At 66.1% G+C, this 23989-nt stretch carries 20 protein-coding genes; 3 read left to right on the top strand and 17 right to left on the bottom strand.

Annotated features, from left to right (window positions below; translation table 11 throughout):
• Positions 1–30 precede the first annotated feature (30 nt).
• From AB431_RS21360 to AB431_RS21405, 10 genes are all read right to left on the bottom strand, one after another.
• A complete protein-coding gene (locus tag AB431_RS21360) occupies positions 31–1221 on the bottom strand; it encodes an amidohydrolase family protein (RefSeq protein WP_047331613.1) in 1191 nt (396 codons plus the stop codon).
• A gap of 44 nt (positions 1222–1265) precedes the next feature.
• Positions 1266–3653 (bottom strand): CaiB/BaiF CoA-transferase family protein, encoded by a 2388-nt coding sequence (locus AB431_RS21365; RefSeq protein WP_047331614.1) that lies wholly within the window; start codon positions 3651–3653, stop codon positions 1266–1268.
• A 2-nt stretch (positions 3654–3655) separates the two neighbouring features.
• Entirely contained in the window at positions 3656–4690 is a 1035-nt protein-coding gene (locus tag AB431_RS21370; RefSeq protein WP_047331615.1) for an enoyl-CoA hydratase/isomerase family protein, read from the bottom strand.
• On the bottom strand, positions 4683–5804 hold the full coding sequence (locus AB431_RS21375) for a Xaa-Pro peptidase family protein (protein ID WP_047331616.1): 1122 nt from the start codon (positions 5802–5804) through the stop codon (positions 4683–4685). The genes AB431_RS21370 and AB431_RS21375 overlap by 8 nt, the downstream gene beginning before the upstream one ends.
• A complete protein-coding gene (locus tag AB431_RS21380; RefSeq protein ID WP_082135937.1) occupies positions 5794–6963 on the bottom strand; it encodes a Xaa-Pro peptidase family protein in 1170 nt (389 codons plus the stop codon). The genes AB431_RS21375 and AB431_RS21380 overlap by 11 nt, the downstream gene beginning before the upstream one ends.
• Positions 6964–7028: 65 nt before the next feature.
• Positions 7029–8192 carry an amidohydrolase family protein gene (locus tag AB431_RS21385; protein WP_047331617.1) on the bottom strand — a complete coding sequence of 388 codons (1164 nt, stop codon included), beginning with the start codon at positions 8190–8192 and terminating at the stop codon, positions 7029–7031.
• Positions 8193–8225: 33 nt separating this feature from the next.
• Complete coding sequence (locus AB431_RS21390; protein WP_047331618.1) at positions 8226–9467, bottom strand: cytochrome P450; 1242 nt, start codon at positions 9465–9467, stop codon at positions 8226–8228.
• A gap of 3 nt (positions 9468–9470) precedes the next feature.
• Complete coding sequence (locus tag AB431_RS21395; protein WP_047331619.1) at positions 9471–9665, bottom strand: ferredoxin; 195 nt, start codon at positions 9663–9665, stop codon at positions 9471–9473.
• Between the two features lie 6 nt (positions 9666–9671).
• The gene (locus AB431_RS21400) at positions 9672–10331 is read right to left on the bottom strand and encodes a TetR/AcrR family transcriptional regulator (RefSeq protein ID WP_047331620.1); all 660 of its coding nucleotides are present in this window, start codon (positions 10329–10331) and stop codon (positions 9672–9674) included.
• A gap of 46 nt (positions 10332–10377) precedes the next feature.
• Positions 10378–11196 (bottom strand): SDR family NAD(P)-dependent oxidoreductase, encoded by an 819-nt coding sequence (locus AB431_RS21405; protein WP_047331621.1) that lies wholly within the window; start codon positions 11194–11196, stop codon positions 10378–10380.
• 250 nt (positions 11197–11446) lie between these two features.
• On the opposite strand from AB431_RS21405, the gene AB431_RS21410 reads away from it, so the two are divergent.
• The 3 genes from AB431_RS21410 to AB431_RS21420 are packed head-to-tail and all read left to right on the top strand — an operon-like array spanning position 11447 to position 15687.
• Entirely contained in the window at positions 11447–12652 is a 1206-nt protein-coding gene (locus AB431_RS21410) for a cytochrome P450 (protein ID WP_047331622.1), read from the top strand.
• Between the two features lie 33 nt (positions 12653–12685).
• Positions 12686–13525, top strand: coding sequence for a mycofactocin-coupled SDR family oxidoreductase (locus AB431_RS21415; RefSeq protein ID WP_047331623.1), 840 nt, complete (start codon positions 12686–12688; stop codon positions 13523–13525).
• Positions 13513–15687: a molybdopterin-dependent oxidoreductase gene (locus tag AB431_RS21420; RefSeq protein WP_047331624.1), complete on the top strand. Its 2175-nt coding sequence runs from the start codon at positions 13513–13515 to the stop codon at positions 15685–15687. The genes AB431_RS21415 and AB431_RS21420 overlap by 13 nt, the downstream gene beginning before the upstream one ends.
• A 33-nt stretch (positions 15688–15720) precedes the next feature.
• On the opposite strand, the gene AB431_RS21425 is transcribed toward AB431_RS21420, so the two are convergent.
• From AB431_RS21425 to AB431_RS21455, 7 genes are read right to left on the bottom strand one after another with little or no spacing between them, the layout of a single operon-like run.
• Positions 15721–16560 (bottom strand): alpha/beta fold hydrolase, encoded by an 840-nt coding sequence (locus tag AB431_RS21425; RefSeq protein ID WP_047331625.1) that lies wholly within the window; start codon positions 16558–16560, stop codon positions 15721–15723.
• Positions 16557–17537 (bottom strand): cyclase family protein, encoded by a 981-nt coding sequence (locus tag AB431_RS21430; protein WP_369802935.1) that lies wholly within the window; start codon positions 17535–17537, stop codon positions 16557–16559. The genes AB431_RS21425 and AB431_RS21430 overlap by 4 nt, the downstream gene beginning before the upstream one ends.
• A gap of 14 nt (positions 17538–17551) precedes the next feature.
• Entirely contained in the window at positions 17552–18364 is an 813-nt protein-coding gene (locus AB431_RS21435) for a coniferyl-alcohol dehydrogenase (protein WP_047331626.1), read from the bottom strand.
• Between the two features lie 3 nt (positions 18365–18367).
• Positions 18368–19675, bottom strand: coding sequence for an LLM class flavin-dependent oxidoreductase (locus AB431_RS21440; protein ID WP_047331627.1), 1308 nt, complete (start codon positions 19673–19675; stop codon positions 18368–18370).
• Positions 19672–21399, bottom strand: coding sequence for an FAD-binding protein (locus AB431_RS21445; RefSeq protein ID WP_047331628.1), 1728 nt, complete (start codon positions 21397–21399; stop codon positions 19672–19674). The genes AB431_RS21440 and AB431_RS21445 overlap by 4 nt, the downstream gene beginning before the upstream one ends.
• Positions 21396–22328 (bottom strand): 3-carboxyethylcatechol 2,3-dioxygenase, encoded by a 933-nt coding sequence (locus tag AB431_RS21450; protein WP_047331629.1) that lies wholly within the window; start codon positions 22326–22328, stop codon positions 21396–21398. Before AB431_RS21450 ends, AB431_RS21445 begins: the two co-directional genes overlap by 4 nt.
• Positions 22276–23988 (bottom strand): bifunctional 3-(3-hydroxy-phenyl)propionate/3-hydroxycinnamic acid hydroxylase, encoded by a 1713-nt coding sequence (locus AB431_RS21455; RefSeq protein ID WP_047331630.1) that lies wholly within the window; start codon positions 23986–23988, stop codon positions 22276–22278. The genes AB431_RS21450 and AB431_RS21455 overlap by 53 nt, the downstream gene beginning before the upstream one ends.
• Position 23989: the final 1 nt, after the last annotated feature.

Here is a 23989-nt window from a genome sequence, read left to right on the forward strand (position 1 = left end):
TCTGCATCGGTCGCCGACCGGTCGCTTGTGTCACACCGTGACGAGGCGAGACAGGTTGCCGCCCATGATCTTTGCCTGATCATCGGCGTTCAGGTGCTGGAGCGCCTCGATGTAGTAGGTCGGCTCCGCCAACCCCTCGGGGTGCGGCCAGTCCGACCCGTAGAGCACCTGATCCACACCGACGAGGTTGACCAGATCGTCGATGCCGTCCTCGAAGAACGGGCTGACGTGGATACGGCTCTTCACCATCTCCACCGGGTCACTCGGGAAGGCCTCCGGGGCCTTGCGGAAGACCTCGGCCAGGCCGTCCAGCAGCGGGGTCATCCACTTCGAACCGGCCTCGACGATCGCGACCTTCAGCTTCGGGTGGCGGTACAGCGCACCGTGAATCACCCACGATCCCACCGAGTCCTGGATCGGACGCCACTCGTTGAGGATCCCCATCGCATTCGTCTGGAACGGCAGCATCTCTGCGGCGGCACCGTCCCACTCGGAGGTGTACCGCGAGTAGCCGCTGTCACTGGAGTGCATGCCGACGAGCAGGTCGTACTCGACGACGCGCTCCCAGAACGGGTCGAACTCGGGTAGCGCGAACGAGCGCGGGCCACGGAACCCGGGTACCGGCGCGGGCCGGATCAGGATGCAGCGGGCGCCACGCTTGACCACCCACTCCAGTTCCTCGATCGCCTTCTCGACGATCGGCAGCGTGATCACCGGTGTGGTGAAGATGCGGTTCTGGTAATTGAAGCCCCAGACGTCATCGAGCCACTCGTTGAGCGCATGGACCAGCACGTGGATGGCCACCGGGTCGTCCGACAGCCGCTCCTCGAGGAGGCTGGCCAGCGTCGGGAACATCAGCGTCTTGTCCAGGCCGAGCTCGTTCATCACCTCGAGGCGCGGAGCGGGCTCGAAGAACGCCGGGATGGCGCGCATCGGCTCACCGAACAGCTCACGCTTGGTCTTGCCGTCCGGGTTGCCGTACTTGAAGTACTCCTCCCAAGCGCCCGGGCGGGCGACGACCTCGAAGGTCGGGTTGGGAATGTAGTTACTGATCTGACCGCGCAGCGCGATCTTCGTGCGGCCGTTGACCTGCACGTACTGGACGTAATCCTTGTATTCCTTGGGTAGGAACTTGGTCAGCGCTTCCGGCGGCTCGTAGAGATGGTTGTCCGCGTCAAAGATCGGAAACGGGACGTCCACCCGGTGCGAAAGTTGCCCCATGCTTCCTCCTAATTCAGTCGTGAGAACGATATTCTCATTATGGACTAACTGCAATACCCACTGCCGATAACCCCCTCGATTTCCAGGGCCGCGACGTCGTCCGCCGACAGTCCGAGTTCGGCGAGGAGCTCGTGGTTGTGCTGGCCGAGCAGTGGCGCCGGCGTGGTGTGGACGGGCCGCGGTCCGCGAGACAGCCGGAACGGCATCGTGGTGAATCTGGCCGGCGCGTTCACCGGATGATCCAGTACCTCGAAGAACCCGCGGGCGGCGAGTTGTTCGAGCTCGGTCTGCCGGTGCGGCTGCATGACCTTGGCCACCGGAACACCGGCCGGCCACAGCGCGTCGACGATCTCGTCCCCGCTGCGGTCCCGGCACCAGGCGCTCAGGCGTTCGTCGACGACGTCTTCTCGGGCGCGCCGACCGCTCGTCGTCGCCAACTCGGGATCGGCGGCCCAGTCCGGGTCACCGAGGGCGGCGCGCAATGCCTGCCACTGCGCGTCGGTCTCGACCGCGATCGCCACCCAGGAGTCGTCGCGTCCGAATTCGTCGGTCTCGTTGCTGCGGTAGAGGTTCTGCGGTGATGCCGTCGGTCCCCGGTTGCCGGCGCGCTGCAACACCGCGCCGTATGCACTGTATTCGACGATTTGCTCGGCTGCGATGTGCAGGGCCGCATCCACCATCGCCGCCTCGATGAGCGCGCCCTCGCCGGTGCGCCTGCGGTGCTCGAGCGCGAGCAGCATCGCGGTGAGCGCGTGCAGCCCGGCGTTGGGATCACCAAGGGAGTACGGCTCGTAGGGGTTTCGGTCCGGGTAGCCGGTAAGCCAGCTGATGCCTGCGGCCGCCTCGATCACGTACGCGAACGCCGGGTTGTCCCGCCACGGGCCGTCCAGCCCGAAGCCCGGCATCCGGCACATCACCACATCGGGTTTAATACGGTGTACCGCAGCATAATCCAGCCCAAGTTGGTCGAGCACCCGCGGTGTGTAGTTCTCGGCGACCACGTCGGCGGTGGCGATCAATCGGTGCAGCAGCTCCCGCCCGCGCTGGGTGCCCAGATCGAGGGTGAGGTCTTTCTTGCTGGTGTTCAGCGCAGCGAAGATCGGCTGCTTTTCCCACCATTGGTCTTCGGTCACCGGCACGCCGGCGATCATTCTGGTGCCGTCGGGCCGACGGGCGGACTCGACATGGATCACCTCGGCACCGAGGAGCGCCATCAGGTGCGTGGCGGACGGACCGGCCCAGAACGTGGTGAGGTCGATGACCCGAATACCGCTCAGCGGCAGTCGGTCTGGGGCGGTACCGGCCTGCCGCGGTGTGCGTGACGCCTGCCGCTGCTGATCGGTGTGCTCACCCAGCCGCGGCGCCGGTGACGGCGGACGCAGCGCGACGCCGGTGATCCGGTAGGGATGCGCCGGCTGACGGAAGCCGGCGGGGTGATCGACGAACGATCCACGGGCGGCGAAGTGCTCCAGTGATTCGATGGTGTCGGGGGTGGCGACCGGGGCGTTCGGGATGCGGAAGGCGGTGGCCAGGTCGCGTACCTCGTCACCGGTGCGCTCGGCCATCCACTCGTACAGTTCGCCGGATTTCTCTCCTGCCTGCTCGGTGATCGTCAGCGGCGCGTCTTCGTCGATCCAGTCCTCGTGCCCGGTCATCGCGCACAGGTCGAACCATTGCTGGGCGGTGCCACAGCCGACGTCCACCAAGCCGTCCTTGACCCGGGCGATCCCCGGCACGGTCAGCTTGCGGGCGTCCCGCCACGGCTTTCCGAGCATCTCGAAATAGGTAACCGGGTAGTACGTGAGCCCCATGACATGGCTCTCCAGCATGGAGAGGTCGATGAGCTCACCGCCGCCGCCGGCCACCACGCGCATGCGCGAAGCCAGAATCGCCGCAGTGGCGTAGGAGCCTGACAGGTAATCGCCGACACGGCCGCCGACGTACACCGGCGCTCGGTCGGGTGCGCCGCGGCCGAGCCCGACGATGCCACCCGACCACGCCTGCAGCGTGAATTCCGTTGCGACACGATCACTCCAGGGGCCGTCCAGACCGAACGGGGTGATGGCGGCGACGATCAGATGCGGGTGCGCGTCGCGCAGCGCCTCCGGCGCCAGCCTGTCGGCGACCGGTGAGCCGGGTGACCACACCACCGCGTCGGCCGAGGCCAGCAACTCGGCCACGAACGGGCGGTCAACCGCCGGGTCGGCGACCACACTCTGCTTGCCACCGGCCAGGAAGCTGAAGAGCGCCCCGTCCTCGTCCGGGCCGAGCCGCGCACCCGAGGCCGACCACCGCCGCAGCGGATCACCCTCGGGCGCCTCGACTTTGATGACGTCGGCTCCGCCGTCCGCCAGCAGCTTGGTGCAGTAAGCACCGGGAATGCCCGTCGACAGGTCAACCACGACGAAACCGGTCAGTGGTGCGTCGGCCATCACTACTTCTTCTTTTTCTTTGTCTTGGTGTCAGCCTGCTCAGCCTTCTCGGCCTTCGCGACCTTGGCCTTCTTCGCCTTCTTGGCCTTCGGGCGCGCGGCCTTCGACAGCCGCCACTCCGGCGGGAACTTGCTGTCGTTGTCCTTCACCGCACCGGCGAGGCCGGTGTCGAGACCCTCGTGCATGTCGAACTCGTCCTCATCGCGTGCGGCGGTGCCGCCCAGCGACTCGAAGGTACTGCCGAGCAGGCTGCCCAGGTACTCGCCCTGGAACTGCTTGAACACCTCGAAGAACATCTTCTGCTGAAAGACGGTGTCGGTGGGCCGGTTCCGGGCGCACGCCAGTGCATACCGATCGACTTCGGCTTCGAGGTCTTCGCGGCGCACCACACTGTTGAGGAAATTGCATTCGTACATCTCGGCGGCGGTGAACGGCCGGCCGGTGTAGACCATCTCCTGGAACTTGCGGATGCCCATCATCTGGGTCCACCACCACATCCGCGGACCCCAGCCGTAATAGCGAAATGACGGATGGCCGTAGAGCGCGTCGTCGGAGGAGATCACCAGGTCGGCGTCAGCAGCCTGGTAGAAGTGCCAGCCGTAGCAGTACCCCTTGACCTCCAGGATGGAGATCTTCTTGAAGTCCTGCAGGGTCCTGATCCCCGAGTGCGGGCTGGCGTACCAGGCGCCGACCGACGCGCCGCGCCGATACGTCCCTCTCGGTGGGTACTTCACTTCGCCCGGCGGAATCCGGAACTCCGAGAGGCGCGGACCCTCGTCCTCGGCGTTCTGCAGCTCCATGAACTCCGGGAGGTCGGCGCCGCTGCCGAGATCCTCGCCAGCCCCCCGGATGACGACGACCTTTACCTGATCGTCCACACCGGCCTGGTAGAGGAGATCCGAATACCGCAGGCGCGCAGCGGCGGTCGGCGCATTGAGGTACTCGGGCCGGTTGAAGGTGATCGTCGCGATCTTGGTCTTCGGGTCCTTCTGGTAAAGGATGATCTCCTCGGCCGACGGGCGCCGCGCCTCAGCCATTGGCGCTGTACGCCGGACTCGACGTCAGTACCTCGCAACCATCCGCGGTGATCAGCACCGAGTCGCGCCTAAACACCGCCCCGACTCCGGGGGAGAAAACGTAACCGGTGACGGCCAAGACCATTCCGGGTTCCAGATGCTCGCCGGCCGCGGTGGCAGCCAGCTGCGGAGACACCACCGGCGAGTCGAATCCGACGCCGAGGCCGTGCGCCACCGGCACCACCGGAAGCGCTTCCCCGACAGCCTTATAAGCCGCCAGCAGGCCCGCATTCGGCGCGCCGGGACGGCAGGCCTCGATCAGCGCGGCGTGAAGCCGGTCGGAGCGCTCGAACAGTGCGTCGGCACCGGTGACGTCGCCGACCGGAATCGTCCGACCGACCTCGCCGATGTAACCGCGATCCAGCACCCCGGAGGCGAACGCCACCAGATCACCGTCGTGGACCCGCTCGTCGCCGCGGACCCGCCGCCACGGGTGGTCCTTGGCGGTCACCCACACGGCATCCTGATGGGCGGGCGTGCTGACGCCGCCCGCAGTCATCGTTTCCAGCAGCACCGCGGTCAGGTCCGACAGCGACGCACCGTCGTGCAGCTTGCCGACTGCCGCCGCCAAACCGAATTCCGCGACCCGGATCGACTCACGCAGTGCGTCGATCTCTTCGGGCGTCTTGATGCGACGAGCCGCGCCCATGGCCGCTTCGCCGTCTACGAATTCAGCCTTGGGGAACGCCATCGGCAACAACTGGGCGAACCCCGGCGACAACGCATCGGACCCCACTCGGCGGGCGGTGGCCGCACCGGGAATCTTCTTGAGGTTCTCGATCGTGTTCATCGGGTTCCACGCGATCCCGTAGAGGTTCTCGTGCGGGATGTCCTCGGGCACTCCCTCGTCCCACGTGCTCAGCAGGTAAACCTGCCCGTTGCGCAGCAGCACACACGAGGGCGCGAACGGCCGCGTCCCGGCCACCCAGAGCTGTTGAGCGCCACTGACGTAACGGATGTTCGACTGCCTGCCGAGGATCAGGATGTCCAGATCGTGGGCTTCCATCTGGGCCAGCGCCCGCTCCCGCCGCCCGATGCGGAGAGCGCGCTCGTCGCCCAGTACCTCAGTCGCCATAAGGCGCGTACGGGTAGTCGGTCAATTTGATCCAGCCTTCCTCGGTGATGACCACGATCTCCTCGCTGCGGTAGCCACCGGTGCCGTCCTCCCAGATCACGGGCTCCAGCACCAGCACCATGCCGGCCTGCAGCACGTAGTTCTCGTCGAACTCGTCGCCGAGATCGGTTCCGATCATCGGCATCTCGGCTGCGTTGACTCCGATGCCGTGCCCCAGGTAGAAGTGCGGCAGCCACGGCTTCTTGCCGTCGTTGGCCGCGATCGCGGCCCGGCCCAGATCGGCCGCGGTGGCCCCGGCACGGGTGACTTCTTGGACCGCGGCCATGATGTCGCGCCAGCGGCGGAAGTTGGCCTGCTGGCGGGCATCCGGGGCGGCGCCCACCGTCCAGGTGCGGCCGAAGTCGGAGCAATAGCCGCCGTAAGTGATCGACACGTCCGTCCACAGCACGTCACCGTCGCGCAGTTCCCGCTCGGTGGACAGCAGCGGCAGCGCCAGGTCACCGTGGGTGGTCCACACCCCGTCGGCCTTGGTGTTGGGCATGACCTGCCAGATGGGCTCCAGCATGCTGGCCACCGCACCCAGTTCGAAAGCACGCCGCATGAATTCGGCCGACAGGTCGATCTGACGGATCCCCGGCGCGAGTGCCTTCTGCACGTCGACCATCGCGGTATCGGTGATCTGCACCGCCTTGTAGATGCAGGCGATCTCGTCGGCGGTCTTGACCCTCTTGGCCGCCCCGACGACGACGGCGGCATCGCCGGGTGTGCTGTCGCCGAACAGCGTGCCCTGTGCCCGGCGCATGGCCCCGGTGAGCTCGTCCACAGCGATCGTGCTGCCGCGCGGAATCAGCTCGCTCAGAGCCTTCGCGAAATGCTCTACCCCTTCGTCGAATTCGACGTACACCGGCCCGTGCAGGTGATCGGCGGGCAGATCGGTCTCTTCGGCGGCACCCTCACGGAACGGCAGGAACAGGTGCGGCGACGGATCGTCGGCGAGCACTACGCCGACCGGGCGCTCGACGTGCGACAGCCCGGCGTCGCCGAGCGGCCAGCTGGTACCGGTCGCGTACGTGACGGCGTTGTTGCCCAACAAAACCAGCGCATCGACACCGCGCTCGGTCATCGCCGCCCGCAGTCGCGCGCCGGTCTCGGCGCGCATGCGGGAGCGGTCGGGCTGTGCCGGGATGTCAGCCAGCGAGCGCACCGGTCCGGTCAACGATGTGGTCACTGCACACCCAGGAACTTCTTGATGTTCGAGCTGCAGATCTTGACCGCGTCCTCCTGCCCGACGGCGTCGACCACCTGCCGCAGCGACTTCTCGGAGTATCCGAACGTACTCTCGTTGTGCGGGTAGTCCGAGGACCACATGACGTTGTCCACGCCGATTTCGTCGAGCAGCTTAAGCCCCAACGGGTCGACCATGAACGATGCGCTCATGTGGTTGTCCCAGTAGTAGCGGATGTCGTGCTCGACCTTGCGGTTGAACATGTGCTGGTAGGAGGCCAGCAGGTGTTCGGCATCCTGCAGCGCGGTGGCGACCCAGGCGATACCACCTTCGAACCAGCCGACCTTCAGCCCCGGATGACGGTCGAGGATGCCCGAGAACAGGTACTTGGAGAACGTCTCCCGGAATCCGTCGACGTTGATCATCATGCCGACGACCACGCTGTTGACTTCGCACGGAGTCTTGGGCGGGGTCTCACCGATGTGGTGGCTGACCGGCAGGCCGGCGGCTTCGATCTCGTCCCAGATCGGGCTCATGGCGGTGCTGCCGTAATCGATGATCTCGCCGTCCTCACCCTTGCCCGGGTTCAGCGGCATCAGGAATGTCTTGAGTCCCAGCGACTTCACCTCGGCCAGCGTGCGGCGCGCACCATCGGGATTCCACCAGTTGATCAGCCCGACACCGTAGAAGTGCCCATTGCTGCGGGCCTGCACCTCGGCGATGTGCTCGTTATAGATCCGGAAGATCCGCTCGCGCAGCTCGAGGTCGGGATAGTGAAACAGCGCCAGCACGGCGTTGGGAAACGCGAGTTCCTTGTCGACGCCGTCCTCGTGCAATTCCTGGATGCGGGCGTCGATGTTGGTGGTGGCCGCCCCGGCGAGGTCGTCGTACTGCATCAGCACCCGGCTGAAGTCCAAGGGCAGGAAGGTCTTTCCCTTGGCTCGGCCGACCATATAGGCGCCGTCCTCGTACCAGATCCGCGGCGCCTTCTCCTTGAGTTCCGCCGGGAACTTGTCGAAGAAGATGTCCTCGGACAACGAGATGTGGTTGTCGGCAGAAAACACCTCGGTGCCGGCCGGCAGGCCGGTGTCACCCCCGGCGTGACCCTGCCGGTCCTTGGGGGCACCCAGGCCACCGGCCGGGTACAGCGTTGCGGTTGTCATGTCAGCTCCAATCAGGCTGTCGGGGTAGAGCTTTCACCAAGTGACGGGAAGTTCGTAAACGCCGTACGCCAACTTGTCGTTCTTGAAGGGGATTTCGTCGAGCGACGTGGCCAGCTTCAGCGTCGGGATGCGGTGGAAGAGTGTGCTGAACACGATCTGCAGCTCGGCACGGGCCAGCTGCTGACCGACGCATTGGTGGCGGCCGTAGCCGAAGGCGAGGTGTTCGCGAGCATTCTCCCGCTGCACCTGCAACTGTTCCGGATTCGGGAACGCCTTGGCGTCCCAGTCCGCCGGGGACAGGTCGATGATGATGCCCTCTCCCCCGCGGATCGTCACACCGCCGATCTCGATGTCCTCGGTGGCGACGCGCCGCTGCCCGTTCTGGATGATGGACAGGTAACGCAGGAGTTCTTCCACGGCGTTGGCGACGACCTTCGGATCATCGGTGTCGCGCACGATCGCAAGCTGTTCCGGGTTCTCCAGCAGTGCGAGAATCCCGATGCCGATCATGTTGGCGGTGGTCTCGTGACCGGCGATGAGCAGCCCGCTGGCGAGCTGCGCGGCTTCCTTCACGCTGATCTCACCGGCCTTGACCCGCTCGGCGATATCGGACACCGCATCCTCGGCCGGGCTTTCCATCTTGGTCTCGACGAGGTTGGACAGGTACTTCGCCAGGCTCATCGCGCCCTTCATGCTGTCCTCGGGCTTGGCATAACGGGCCAGCCCGACGTTGGCATGCTCCTGGAAGAAACCGTGGTCTTCGTATGGCACACCGAGCATTTCGCAGATCACCTCGGTCGGCACCGGCAGCGCCAGCGCGGTGACCAACTCGGCCGGCTTCGGCCCGGCCAGGATCTTGTCGATGGCGTCGTCGGTGATCTTCTGGATCGCCGGTCGCAGACCCTCGACCCGCTTGAAGGTGAACGGCTTGGACAGCATCCGGCGGTAGAAGGTGTGCTCTTCGGCGTCGGCGGTGAACACCGAGCGAGGCCGCTTGTTGACCGTCGAGAGCATGTGTTCGTTCCAGTGCGGGAAGCCGGACCTGCGATCGTCCACGCTCACCCGGGCGTCGGCGAACAACGCCCGCGCCTCCGCGTAGCCGGTGATCAGCCAGGGCGTGCTGCCGTCCCAGATCCGCACGCGGCTCAACGGTGCGGTGGCGGCCAACTCCATCACCTGCTCCGGAGGCGCGAACGGGCACCGGCCGGTCCGCTCCATCGGATACTCCGGGGCGGTTGCCGCCTCGGTCGCCTCAGTTGTCAAAGTGTCCGACATGCCTCACTCCTCGACGTAGATGGCCTGCGCGGGGCAGGCCGCGGCGGCCCGGCGCGCGTTGTCTTCCTGATCGGCCGGCGGGTTGGTTTCGAGCAGTACGACCACGCCGTCGGAGTCACGCTGATCGAAGACCTCGGCCGCGTTGAGCACGCACTGGCCGGAGGAAACGCACTTGTCTTGGTCGACGGTGACCTTCATGGTGGCTCAGCCCTGTCGTGTCACGGGCGCCAGCCACAGTCCGACGAGCGCGTCGACCAGTCCGGAAGCAGCTGTGCGCCAATTGGTTAGGGGTAGAGATGCGCCCTCGGCAAGGGCCCGCTCGTATTCGGCGCAAGTATGGATCAACAGGTTGCGCCCCATGATGTTGCGTTCCATGCGCACATGGCCGGGCAGATCCGGCAGGCAGCGATTGACGCCCTCCAGCACGACGATCAGCGCCGGCAGCGTCAGCGCATCCCGGGTGACCGTCTGCTGGTAGGCCGGGTCCGCCATGACCTGGGCGGCGAACCGCGCGTACCAGGTGGGATTGCCCAGGGCCGTCAGATGATCCGTCAGCGGCAGCACCAGGCATTCCACCCAGTCGCGCAGCCCGGCGTCCTTGCCTGCCATCGCCGCGACCCGCTCCGCGCGCAACTTCTCCACCGGCACGGCGTGCTTGTGTTCAATTGCGCGCACCAGGTCGGTCTTCGTGCCGAAGTGGTAGCCGACGGCCGCATTGTTGCCCTGCCCGGCGGCCTCGCTGACCTGGCGGTTCGACACCGCGAAGACGCCGTGTTCGGCAAACAGCCGTTCGGCGGCGGTGAGGATCGCCTCGCGGGTCAGGCTCGCCCGATCGGTGCGGGTGCTTTTGGTAGCGGTGGTCATCGCTGGCCAGTCAACGCCGTGATCATGATTAAGTCAAGCGATTGATTTAAGAAATCTCCGGCTTCTTCTTCTTGGGTACCGGCTTGCCCGCCGCGGTCCCGCCATCGACCGGCAGCACTGTGCCGGTGACGTACGGCGAGCGGTCACCGGCGAAGAAGAGGATCGCTTCGGCCACATCGTCGGCGGTGCCTTCCCGCTCCAGTGGCCGGTCGGCGCGCATCGTCGCGCGGATACCCGCTTCGAACTCGGCGGCCTGCTCGGCGTCCATGCCGTGCGCCGACTTCGACACGATGGCCGTCCGGATATGGCCGGGGGCAAGGCAATTCACCCGGATCTCGTAATTGGCCAGTTCGATCGCCGCGCACTTGGTGAAGTGAATGACCGCGGCCTTCGACGCGCGGTAGGTCATCACGCCGCCGCCGGCCTGGATCCCGCCGATCGAGGTCAGGTTGATGATGGAGCCGCCGCCGCTTTCCTTCATGTGCTTGGCCGCATCCCGGGTTCCGGCCATCACGGCTTTCACATTGACGGCCATCACGCGCTCGAAGTCATCGAGATCGTCAGACAGGAAACTCCGGTGCATCTTCCCCGAAACCCCGGCGTTGTTCACCATGACGTCGAGCCGGCCGAACTTCTCCGCCGCGGTGTCGATCAGCCTGGCGAGCTGCTCGATGTCGGCGACGTCGGTCGGCAGAAAGACGGCCTTCTCAGCGTGCCGGCCGGCCAGCGCCGTGCCCTGTTCGGCATCGATGTCACCGAACACGACGGTCGCGCCTTCGGCCAGAAAGCGCTCGACGATGCCGGCGCCCAGCCCTGACGCGCCCCCGGTGACGACCGCGATCTTGCCTGCCAATTCGTTGCCCATGACGGCCCAATCCCTCTCGTCCGCACGCCGATCGGTGCGCGTACGCAGTCAATCGCTGCCCTCGACCGAAGTCAAGCGCGTGATTTAAATCAGCGTCGCGCACCGCTCAGAACACAGGCGGCGGAACCCTTTAGCGCGGCTAACCGAGCAGGATGAGAACCATGTTCTCTCACTTGATCAGCAAACGTTGCGCATTCCGGACATGGCATTGACACGTTTTGAACAGAACTGCAACAGTTGCTCACACCCGATGGCCCATGGGAGGAACATTCCGGTGACAGTCAGTGCCGACAGGGATCTGCATTACGACCCCTACGACGTCGACCAAAACATCAACCCGTTTCCGATGTTTGCGCGCCTGCGTGAGGAAGCGCCGCTCTACTACAACCCGGAGCTCGACTTCTACGCGCTGAGCCGATTCGACGACGTCAACAAGGCCGTCATCGATCACGAGACCTTCATCTCCGGCCGGGGAGCGCTGCTGGAGATCATCAAATCCGGAATGGAAATTCCGACCGGCACTTTGATTTTCGAGGATCCACCGATCCACAACATCCACCGCAACCTGTTGTCGCGGGTTTTCACACCGCGCAAAGTTGCCGCGCTGGAGCCCCAGATCCGCGAATTCACCACGCGCTGCCTGGATCCGTTGGTCGGAACCGGCAAGTTCGACTTCGTCAACGACCTCGGCGAGCAGATGCCCATGCGCGTGATCGGCATGCTCCTCGGCATTCCGGAAGACCGGCAGCGCGCGGTCACCGACCACGGCGAGGCGACGCTTCAGTCCGACAAGGTGGACCTGCTGGCCACCGGCGAGATCTTCGCCGAATTCATCGACTACCGCCGCGACCATCCGTCGGACGACATCATGACCGACCTCCTCAACGCGGAGTTCGCCGATGAAACCGGTACCGTGCGGCGGCTACACCGCGAAGAACTGTTGCTCTATTTGACCGTCATCGCGACGGCCGGCTCGGAGACGACGACACGCCTGATCGGCTGGGCAGGCAAGACCTTGGCCGAGTACCCCGACCAGCGACGCGAACTCGCCGAGAATCCCGCGCTGATCCCGCAGGCCATCGAGGAGATCCTGCGCTGGGAACCGCCGGCGTTGCAGATCGCCCGCTACGTCACCCGTGACGTCGAGTACTACGGCCAGACCGTGCCCGCGGGGTCGGCGATGCTGATGCTCGTCGGAGCGGCCAACCGCGACCACCGGCGGTTCGCTCCCGACGGCGACGTGTTCGACATTCACCGTGAACTGAAGTCGCACATGACGTTTGGTGCCGGCACCCATTTCTGCATGGGCAACGCACTGGCCCGTATGGAAGGTCGGATCGCGCTTGAGGAGATCCTCGAGCGCTTCCCCACCTGGGAGGTCGACTGGGCAGGCGCGAAGAAGTCGCAGACCACCGCGGTTCGCGGCTGGGACGCGATGCCCACGATCGTCCCCTGACACCACCAACTACGACAAGAGGATTGAACAACCATGGCAGGACGGGTAGAAGGCAAAGTCGCATTCGTCACCGGTGCGGCACGCGGGCAAGGCCGCGCGCATGCGGTGCGGCTGGCATCCGAGGGTGCCGACATCATCGCGGTCGACATCTGTAAGCCGGTTGACACCGTGGACAAGATCGCGGCGTCCACCCCGGAAGATCTGGCCGAGACCGCTGATCTGGTCAAGGGCCACAACCGGCAGATCTACACCGCCGAGGTCGACGTCCGTGACTACGACGCCCTGAAGGCGGCCGTGGACACCGGCGTCGATCAGCTGGGCCGGCTGGACATCATCGTGGCCAACGCCGGTATCGGCAACGGCGGGCAGACGCTGCACGAGACCAGTGAGGTCGACTGGACCGCGATGATCGACATCAATCTCGGCGGCGTGTGGAAGACGGTGAAAGCCGGTGTGCCGCATATCCTCGCCGGCGGCAACGGCGGCTCGATCATCCTGACCAGCTCGGTCGGCGGCCTCAAGGCCTACCCGCACACCGGTCATTACGTCGCCGCCAAGCACGGCGTGGTCGGCCTGATGCGCACCTTCGCCGTCGAGCTGGGCGCGCAGAACATCCGGGTCAACTCCGTGCACCCGACCAACGTGAACACTCCCCTGTTCATGAATGAGGGCACGATGAAGCTGTTCCGTCCCGACCTGGAGAACCCGGGACCCGAGGACATGAAGGTCGTCGGTCAGCTGATGCACACGCTGCCGATCGGCTGGGTGGAGCCCGAGGACATCGCCAACGCGGTGCTGTTCCTGGCATCTGACGAGGCCCGCTACATCACCGGTGTCACCCTGCCCGTCGACGGCGGCAGTTGCTTGAAGTAACCCACCCCGACCGGCAGACCGTCCACACGTTCTGCCGGTACTGCCTTGCCTCGTGCGGTGTTGAAGTCACCGTCGAGGCGGGGCGGGTGGTGAAAATTTCTGCGGACAAACACAATCCGCACAGCTGGGCCGATTTCTGCGCAAAAGGCCGCACCGCGGCTCAGCTCGTCGAGCATCCGCGCCGCATCACCCGTCCGATGCGGCGGGTGGGCGACGACTACGTCGAGTCGACGTGGGACGAGGCGGTCGCCGACATCTCCGCTCGGATGTCAGCGGTCCTCGACGCCGGCGGACCCGACGCCGTCGCCACGTACACCGGTAACCCGTCAGGCTTCTCGTCGTCGAACCTGCTGTTCATGACCGGCTGGCTGGATGCGATCGGCAGTCAGAACCGGTATTACGTCGGCTCGGTCGACCAGAACAATCTGCACGTGGTCGCGCAGGCGATGTACGGATCACAGTTGTTCGTTCCGGTCTCGGATGTCGACAACTGCGACTTCTTCCTGCTGGTGGGCGCGAATCCCGCTGTCAGCGCATGGAACTGGGTCGAAAGCGTGCCGGGCGGCTGGAAGCGGGCGCTGGCGCGGCAGCGTCAGGGCGCCAAGATCGTCGTCGTCGATCCGGTCCGCACGGAGAGCGCCGAGAAAGCCGACACCCACCTCGCGATCCGGCCCGGGCAGGACTGGGCGCTGATGCTCGCCATGGTGAAGGTGATCCTCGACGAGGGCCTCGAGCACCGCCAGGACTGCCGTGACCTCGCCGTCGGGATGGCCGATGTGCGCGATCTGGCTTCAGCGGCCGACCTCGATGACCTCGCCGCCCGCTGCGACATCCCCCGTGCCGACATCGAAGCTTTGGCGCGGGGTTTCGCAGCGGCGCCCGGCGCGATGGTGATCACCCGCACCGGGGTGTCGCTCCACCTGGCGGGAACCATCGGCGAGTGGCTCGGTCATGTGCTCAATGTCATCACCGGACGGATGGACCGGCCGGGCGGACGACGGTTCGAACGCGGGTACGTCGACGCGCTGAAGTTGGCGGCGTTCGCCAAACCGGTAGACCACCGCAGCCGGCTGCAGGGGCGACCGATGGTCGCCGGCCATCACGGACTCGACGAATTGCCGGACGAGATCACCACTCCCGGCCACGGGCAGATCCGGGCGATGGTGATCAACGCCGGAAATCCCGTCATCTCCGGACCCGACGGCGCACGGCTCGACGCCGCGCTGGCTCAGCTCGACCTGCTGGTGGCAATCGACTTCCTGCAGCGCGAAAGCCACCGTCACGCGCACTGGCTGTTGCCCGCGGCGCACTGGCTGGAACGCGACGACCTCCTGGCGCTGACGAGCGGTCTGCACGACGAGCCGTATGTCCAGTACGGGCGGCGGGCGGTCGATCCGCCCGATGACGCTCGCGAGGAGTGGCGGTTCTTCCTCGATCTCACGCTCGCAATGAAGCGGCCCTTCCTCGGGATGCGGGGCATCAACGGGTTCGTCAAGACAACCCGGGTCCTGGCCAAGGCAACCCGCAGGCCGTCGCTGGCATTCAGCCCGCATTGGATCGACCGGATGATCGTCGGTTTGAGTCGCGGAATCAGCTGGCGCGCCGTGATGGAACATCCGCACGGCTGGGTCTTCGGCAAGCGCGAATTCGGTCATCTGCGAAAGGCCCTGCGCACCGCTGACAGGAAGATTCACGTCGCGCCTCCCGAGTTCGTCGAGCGAGCCCGCGAACTGCTGAGCGAGCCGCATCCGCAGTCGCCGACCGGGCGACCCTTCCAACTCGCGAACAGCAGGCGACGACATTCGATGAACTCGTGGCTCAACGATATTCCGGGTCTGCACCCGTCCGGCAAGAACAACCACGCGGTGATCAACCCGAAAGACGCTGCCGCGCTGGCTGTCGCCGACGGCGACCGGGTCCGGGTGTTCTCCGATGTCGGTGCGGTCGAACTCGCGGCCATCGTCAGCGACCGGCCCCGGCCCGGCGTCGTGATCGTCGACCATGGCTGGGGCTCCCGGGTGTTCGACCCGCGCGGAGGCGCCGAGCCGATGTCATTCGGCGTCAACCGCAATCTGCTCGTCGAAGGGTCGCCGGTCGATCCGCTGTCGCAGACACCGGCGTTGAGTTCGGCGTACGTCGGTATCGAGCGGGTCGGGCCCTAGGCGCGAGCAGACACAAACTCGCACGAATCGGGCTCAGATCATGCGAGTCTGTGTCTGCTCGCCGAGGAAGTCCAGCAGCAACTCAGCCAACGCCTCGGGCTGCTCGATCTGCGGGCAATGGCCGGCATTGTCGACGACCGCCGAACGGCCTCCGGTGATCTGCTCGGCGATCTCGACCGCCCATCCCGGCGGCAGGAGCTTGTCGCCGGCACCCTCGACCACCAGGACGGGCACGTCGATGCGCTCGTAGGCCCGCTTGCTGGACGGGGTGGACGGGGCCTCCAGCCCGGGGCGACGAAACCTCGCTGCTGCCAATGACTCCCAGGCACCGGGTGCGGTGCTGGAGTCGTAGCGCCGTTGCACATAGGCCTCATCGGAGGGGTAGGCGGGGTCGAAGAAGAGCGCCTCGACGATCGCCCGCATAGCCTGATGCGTGGCGTCGTACTCGTAAAGGGCGGTGGTGTACCGGTTCTTCTGAATCTCGCCGCCGCCGCAGATCGTGACCGCGCTGCGCACGGGCAGCACCGGAGCATCCGAGGTGAGGTCCACCAGCAGGTTGATGGCGCCCATCGAGTTGCCGACGAAGTGTGCCGAGTCGATGCCCAGCAGCGCACAGAACCGGGCGATATGCCGGATCCGCATGCCGCGACCGTCGGTGAAGTCGACGACTTTCGCCGAATCGCCGAAGCCCAGCATGTCGGGGGCCAGCACACGGTAGTGCTGAGACAGCGCGGGAATGAGCTTTTCCCAGCCGATTTCAGCACTGACCCCGAATTCACCACCGTGCAGGAGGACGACGGGATCGCCCTCGCCCGCCTCGAGGAAATGCGTCCGCAGACCGTCGACGACAATCGTCCGGTGCTGATAGCTCACTTGATCGCAATCGGGTTGACCGGCGAGCCGACGGCGCCGGTGACGCTGAGCGGGGGCGCGACGAGCTGGAACTCGTAGCGGCCGTCGGCAGCGCAATCGGCGGCGAGTTCGGTCAGATTCCAGTACTCGCCCAGCATCAGGCCCATGTCCCGCAGACACAGCATGTGCATCGGCAGGATCGCGCCGTCGACACCGGAGGCCGGGTTCTCCACCATCAGGTTGTCGGCCGCGACCGCGGCGACCTGCTGGTCGGCCAGCCACGACGCGCACGTCCAATCCAGACCAGCGCCGGGCTCCTGCCCATCGCCGGTCTCCAAAAAGCGTGCCCACCAACCCGTTCGAATCAGCACGATATCGCCCGGCTCCACGGTGACACCCTGCGTGCGGGCCGCCTCGTCGAGCTCGGCCGGGGTGATCGGCTGACCGAGTTCACAAAAGGTCGGCACCCCGCGCAACTTCACGATGTCCAGCAGCACGCCGCGCGACGTGATGCCCTTGCTGTCGACCTTGTCGATGCCCAGGTAGTAGGCACCCAGACTGGTCACCGAGTCGGCCGGAAACCCGTTGTACAGCTTGTCCTCGTAGTAGACGTGCGACAGTGCATCCCATTGCGTGGCGGCCTGCAGCGGCATGATGATCATGTCGTCGTTGAAGCGCATCGGCCCGGCTTCGGTGTACCCGCCCAGCTGCACGGCCGTCGGGTTACGCAACCACTTCGGTCCGTACTCCATCAGGGTGTTGGCGTCGCCGCCGTCGATCGTCATCACGTGGGTCGGGTTCTGCCGGTATTGGAACGCGCCTTGCGGTCCCGAGGAACCGAAGTCGACACCGAGCGGAAACACCTTGCCGTGCTGGACGGTTGCGGCGGCCTGCGCGACCTTCTCGGGGGTGATGAAGTTCAGCGTGCCGAGTTCGTCGTCATCGCCCCACCGGCCCCAGTTGCGGACGTCGTCGGCGACCCGACGGAAATCGCTCATGCTGGCCACGCTGGTCATCCCTTCTCGTAGTCGGCCGCTTGCCGCGCCGCGATGGTGCCGCCGTCGGCCCAGATGACCTGGCCGGTGATGTAACCGGCTGCCTTACTGCCCAGGAAGACCAACACTGCAGCCTGCTCGGCGGGGTCCGATACCCGGCCCAGCGGCTTGGGAATGTCGTCGAGCAGACCCGGCCCATAGGCCGACCGCAGCTGGTCGAGGATCGGCGTCTCGGTGACGCCGGGTCCGGTGCAGTTGATCCGAATACCCCTGGCGCCCAGCGGGACAGCGTTGGTCACCGTGTAGCCGATGATCGCCTCCTTGGACAGCCGGTACCCGCCGTCGGCCAGCGCGTCGGCGTGGCTATGACACCAGTCGATGCCCTCGGCCATCGAGCCCGTCGCCAGCAGACCGGCCGCCTGCGGCAGGTTCTCACGGTAGTTCGCGGCGGCCAGGGACGACACGCAATTCACCGACGAGCCCGGCCCCAGTTTCGGCAGCAGCGCTTCGGTGAGGTGCCGCATGCCAAGGAAGTTGATCGTGACGACCAGCAGCGGATTGCCGATGCCCGAGGACACTCCCGCCACGTTGAACAGCGCATCGACCCGGTCGCCGACTGCGTTCGCCACCCGGTCGATCGAGCCGGGGTCGGCCAGGTCGAGCTCGATGAATTTCCCCGGCCCGGGCGCCGGGCGGCGGACATCGAGGCCGACCACTTCGGCACCCAAGTCGGTGAGCTGCTGGCACAGCTGCGCGCCGATACCCGACGCGCAGCCGGTGACTACCACCCGGCGGCCGTCGTAGCGCAGCAGATCGTCGATGGGGGCCATGTCCTACTTGGCTTCCCGCTTCTCCTTCTCCAGTTGCGCGGCCTTGACGCGACCCTCGTTGATCTCGGCCATCGCCTCGGGAATCTCTCCGGCAGTGAACTTTCCACCGCGGCCGGTCGGCAGCCCACCGAAGGCGTAGGTCTCGTCGAACAACGGTGCGTCGAGCGGCTGGCGGCGCGCCTCGACCTTTTCGATCACCGGCTCGAGACGCTTGGCCTTGTCCTTGACGGCCTTGGCGTCGCGTTCGATGAACTCGGGCAGGATCTCCTTGCCCATGATCTCGATGGACTCCATCGTGCCCTCGTGGCTGCGCGGGTTGAGCAGCAGAATGATCTCGTCGACCCCGCTGGCCTCGTAGCTACGCAGGAACTCGCGCACGGTCTCGGGCGAACCGATGGCACCGCGGCCCGGACCGTATGCGAGGGTGGGGTCTTCCTTGACCGCGTTCTCGTACAGCTCCCACACACCGGTGCGGCCGGGGGTGTGCATGCCGTTGATGTAGTAGTGCATGATGCCGAACGAGAAGAAGCCGCCACCGATGCCGATCTTCTTGATCGCCTCCTCGTCGGTCTTGGCCACCATCATCGACAGGTCACCGCCGATCGCAAGCAGGTTCGGGTTGATCGCCGGGGTGATCGGTGCGCCCTGGGCCTCGAATTCCTGGTAATAGCCGTCGACGCGCGTCTTGAGCGCCTCGGGGCCGGTGTAGGCGAAACTCAGTGCACCGATCGCCTTTTGGGCCGCCATCTGCACCGACGACGGGCGGGTGCACGCCACCCAGACCGGCGGGTGCGGGCTCTGCAGCGGCTTGGGAATGACGTTGCGGGCCGGCATCTCGACATGCTCGCCCTTGAATCCGGTGAACGGTGCCTCGGTCATACACCGGATCGACACCTCGAGCGCTTCTTCCCACATCGTGCGCTTGTCGGCGGGGTCGATGTCGAAGCCACCGAGCTCGGCGACCGACGAGCCCTCACCCGTGCCGAATTCGACCCGCCCGTTGGACAGGTGGTCCAGCGTGGCGACCCGCTCGGCGATACGTGCCGGGTGGTTGATCGGCGGCGGCAGATGCATGACGCCGAAGCCGAGGCGAATGTTCTTGGTGCGCTGGCTGGCCGCGGCCAGGAACATCTCCGGTGCGGTGGAGTGGCAGTACTCCTCCAGGAAGTGGTGCTCGGTGAGCCACACGGTGGAGAACCCGGCCTTATCCGCGAGTTCCACCTCGTCGAGGCCATGTTGGAACAGCTGGTGCTCGTCGTCCTCCGACCACGGCCGCGGCAGCGGGAACTCGTAGAACAGCGAGATTTTCATGCGGTTACCTCTCGATTGGAATTGTGGGAGATGTGTTCTGCTGCGACGTATCCGAACGTCATAGCGGGTCCGATGGTGGCGCCGGCGCCGGCGTAGCTGCGACCCATCACCGCAGCCGAGGCGTTCCCGGTGGCGTACAACCCACCGATGACGGAGCCGTCCTCACGCAGCACCCGGGCATGTTCGTCGGTGAGCAGGCCACCGGAGGTGCCGAGGTCGCCGAGGATGATCTGGAAGGCCAGGTACGGTGGCTTGCCCAGCGGCGCGAGGTTGGGATTGGGCAGCGTGGGGTCGCCGTAGTAGTTGTCGTAAGCGCTGTCGCCGCGGTTGAAGTCGTCATCGTGGCCATTGCGCGCCAATTCGTTGAACCGGGTTGCGGTGCACTGCAATTCGTCTTCCGGGACGCCGATCTTGGCCGCCAGCTCACCGAACGTGTCGGCGGCCACCACGATCCCGGAGTCCAGCCACGCCTGGGGGATCTTGCGCCCGGTGGGTACCGGGGCGAACGGCACTTTCGGGATCGGCAGGTGCCCACCCACCACATAGCGGTGGAACGACGCAATGTCGGTGATGAGCCAGCACGGAATGTGCTGCACGCCCGTCTGCTCGCCCTCGATCATGGCGTGCGCGAAGTCCATGTAGGGCGCCGCCTCGTTGATGAACCGCTTGCCTGCGCCGTTGACCACGAACTGCGCGGGCATCATCCGTTCGTTGAGCATGAACTGCAGGCGCCCGTCCGGCCAGCACATCGCGGGAAACCACCACGCCTCGTCGAGCAGATCGGTGGCGGCACCCACTTTCTGGCCCGCCCGGATACCGTCGCCGGTGGACGCGGGATTTCCGAAACTCCAGTCCTTCTCGAGCAGCGGGAGGTGCTCACGACGCCACGCCATGTCGTGGTCGAACCCACCGGACGCCATCACCACGCCGCGCCGCGCGCCGATCCGCAGTGGTTTGCCGGCCCGTTCCACCACGGCTCCCACCACTCGTCCTTCAGCGCCGTCTGAATCCATTATCAGCTCGGTCATGGGCGCCGACAGCCACAGCGGGATGTCCTTCTCCATGAGTGCCAACCGCATTCGCGCCATCAGGGACTGCCCGATGGCAGCCATCCGTTCGCCGAAGACCCGGGCCTTGAACATCCGCCAGATCAGCTTGACCAGCACGGCCTTGCCACGCCAGTTCTGACGCACCTGATAGAACAACCGAAGGTCCTTGGGGGCGAACCAGATTCCCTTCGGCGCCAGCGCCAGCGGCGCGAGCAGGTTCTGCTCCTCGTCGCCGAGCTTGCGCAGGTCGATCTCGGGGACGTTGATGGTGCTGCCGCGTTCGGACCCGCCCGGCAGCTCCGGGTAGTAGTCGGCGTACCCAGGCTTCCAGACGAATTCGAACCAGTTGCTCGACTTCTCCAGGAACTCCATCATCTCCGGTGCGGTGTCGACATACGCGCGCAGCCGCTCGTCGCTGACCAGGCCCCCGGTGATGGTCTTGAGATACTCGAACACCCCGTCGGGATGTGGGGAGTAGCCAGCCTTGCGTTGTGACGGCGCACCGGGCACCCAGATGCCGCCGCCGGAAAGCGCGGACGAACCACCGAATTTGGCCGACTTCTCGACGATCAGGGTGTCGAAACCCAACGCGTCGGCGCGCAGCGCCGCAGTCATCCCGCCCGCGCCGGAACCGACGACGAGAACGTCGACGGAGTGATCGAACGACTGTGTCATGACTCGGGAACCGCCGTTCGGATCGCGAATCCCGCGATCAACTCTGGAGCGGCGCGGTAGAAACGCTGCTGCGTCTGATAGTCACCCTGAGCCGCCAGCGCGGCGAAAGCCGCCACCCAGGTGCGGATCTCGTGCGCCGAGTTGCCGGCCTCGCGGGCGATCCAGTCGTTGGTCCAGCCGTCCACCTCAGCCAGCCGGTTGCCGTCGATCAGGTCCAGCAGCGCGCGATCCCACTCCGGGTTCAGCGGCTGCAATGGGCTCTGCCCGTGGGCGAATTCGTGCGCTGCGGCGATCACGGCCTGCTGCCGCGCAGCGCGCCCTTCCGCAGACATCGGCGCCCCGGCGACGATGCGCTCCAGCGCGGCCGGCGGCGCCGTCGCCAGCGTCGGCACCGGAGGATCATGGGACAGCCCACCGGACCCGACGACCAGCACCCGCTTGTCCAAGGTCGACAGGAATTGACCGATCGCGGTGCCCAACGCCCGGGTGCGCTTGAGCGGCCCCAGCGGGGTCGCCACCGAGTTGATGAACACCGGGATCACCGGAGGCGCTGCCGCGCGCAGATTTTCGGAGCCGAACAGTGCCTCGAGCGGCTGAACCGTTCCGTGATCGACCTCCATGGCCGCCGACAGCGACACGTCGACGCCGGCTTCCCATACCGCTGCGGCCATCTCGTTGGCCAGATCGGCAGGCACATCGAGCGGGCCGGCGTAGGTGCCGTAATCGCCGACACCGGATGCCGCACTGCCGATGCAGAACGGCGGCATCAGCCGGTAGAAGAACCCGTTGTAGTGATCCGGCGAGAAAATGACTACCAGCTCGGGGTCGAAATCCGCTATGAAGTCCCGGGTTTCGGCCAGCCGGGCGTTGATGTCGTCAAGCAGTTCCGCCGACGGGCCGGGAAGGTTCAGCAGCGGGCTGTGTGACATGCAACAGAGCGCCAGTGGCATCGGTGCCTCCTCCCGGGGTCAGGGTGAGTTTGTCGAGCAGGGCCGCGCTCAGCTCCGGTGTGCGTTGCGCGATGCAGGCGCCGGCGATGCAGCGGTCGGGCCGCAGGAACATCACCGATTCTTCGTGGGCGTCGAACCACGCCTTCAGCGCCCCGGTCCGGTCGCCGACCACGATCACGTCCGGGTCGTCGTGTCCGGTCCAGTGCAACTGAGTGATCGGGCGCAACGCGACGAAAGCCGCACCGAGCGACTTCCACGCGGCAAAGGCCTCTTCCCCCAGCAGTTGCCGAGGGTTGTTGCTCCAGCAGACGAAGGCGAACCACGGGCCGACGACGTCGTCGAGCAGAACGTTCTGCCGATCCCGGGTGTCCACCCGCGGCTGGATGAACAGCGTGCCCACCGCCGAGGACGGCGGCCGCGGCTCACTGTGCACGACCGCGCCCTGTTCGTAACGCGGCATCGGTTTGAACCGCATCTCCAGCACGTAGCGCTTCAGCGACGGCACCAGCGACGCGGCGCGGATCACCACATCGCGCGCGGCGGCGACGCGCGCGTTGGTCGGTGAGATCACCTTGCCGACGGTGGTCGACAGGTCGATCATCGCCCGGGCATGCTTCCGCCGCTCGACGTCATAGCTGTCCAGCAGCGCATCGCGGGCTTGACCCTTGACCACCGCCGCAAGCTTCCAGCCGAGGTTGGCCGCGTCGCGGATGCCGCTGTTGTAGCCCTGGCCCTGCCAGACCGGCATGAGGTGAGCGGCGTCGCCGGCAATCAGGATGCGGCCCTTGCGAAACGAGCTGGCGATCCGGGAATGGTGGGTGTACAGCCGGCGGCGGATGATGTCGACCCTGTCGGGGTACGGCACCAGCCGCGACAGCATCTGCGCCACGAAGGCGGGATCCTCGGCCTGCTCGTCGGTTTCATGGCCGTGGATCAGGAACTCGAAACGCCGGATGCCGTGCGCGATGGCGATCGAGACGTACGGCCGGACCGGGTCGGCTCCGACCTCGCTGTTCGGATGTCCGAGCGGGTCGTTGGCGATGTCGACGACCAGCCAGCGGGTCGACGAGGTGGTGCCGTCGAACGACACCCCCATCAGGCGCCGGGTGGCGCTTCGACCGCCGTCGCAACCAACGACGTAGCGGGTATTGACCTTTCGCGGCCCGCCACCGACGGGCGACAGCTCGACGGTGACGCCGCCGGCGGTTTCGGTGATCGAGGTCATCGGATGACTCCATGCCACCTCGACGTTGTCGAACCGGTCGAGACCCTTGTACAGCTCGGCGTCGACCAGTGGCTGGACGAACCCGTTGCGCTTGGGCCAGCCGAATCGCGCGTCGGGCGGCGCCATTTCGGCCAACAGCCGGCGCTTGCCGTCGTAGAACCGCAGGATCTGATTGGGAACCGTGTGCGGCAGGACCGCGTCCACCAGTCCGATCGCCTGGAAAGTGCGCAGGCCTTCATCGTCGAGACCGACTCCACGCGGATAATCGATCAACGCGTCCCGCTCGTCGACGACCAGCGTGCGGACGCCTTGCAGGCCAAGGATATTGGCCAGGGTCAACCCGACCGGCCCCGCGCCGACCACAACGACGTCGACCCCGGGGACCGTGCCGTTGCCGTTCGCAGCCGCCGTCATG

This window comes from Mycobacterium sp. EPa45 (assembly GCF_001021385.1).
GTDB lineage: Bacteria > Actinomycetota > Actinomycetes > Mycobacteriales > Mycobacteriaceae > Mycobacterium.